The sequence below is a fragment of the Enterobacter sp. J49 genome, assembly GCF_002148625.1.
Lineage (GTDB): Bacteria > Pseudomonadota > Gammaproteobacteria > Enterobacterales > Enterobacteriaceae > Enterobacter > Enterobacter ludwigii.
Genome location: NZ_MWPY01000038.1, coordinates 1 through 307, shown reverse-complemented (window position 1 = coordinate 307; position 307 = coordinate 1). Strand labels below are relative to the sequence as shown.

The window sequence follows — 307 nt, the reverse complement described above, 5'->3', positions numbered from 1 at the left end:
GTACTGGCTAATCTTGCGACGGCCAGCCTCCCCTTCTTTCTTGATTTCCGCCAACGCTGGATGAACCACCGTCAGCAGCTGGATAATGATCGACGCCGAGATATACGGCATGATCCCCAGAGCAAAGATAGAAGCACGGCTGAGGGCACCACCAGAGAACATGTTAAACATTTCAATGATAGTGCCTCTCTGCTGCTCAAGCAATTTGGCAAGCACAGTGGCATCGATACCAGGAATCGGAATGAAAGAGCCGATGCGGAAGACAATCAGCGCGCCGATGACAAACAAAAGTCTGCGCTTCAGCTCG

General features: G+C 51.8%; 1 protein-coding gene. It reads right to left on the bottom strand.

All coding sequences use genetic code 11. The features are described 5' to 3' along the window. Positions 1-307: preprotein translocase subunit SecY (locus tag BJP35_RS23785; protein ID WP_373419698.1), on the bottom strand; the 307-nt coding region annotated here is incomplete at both ends.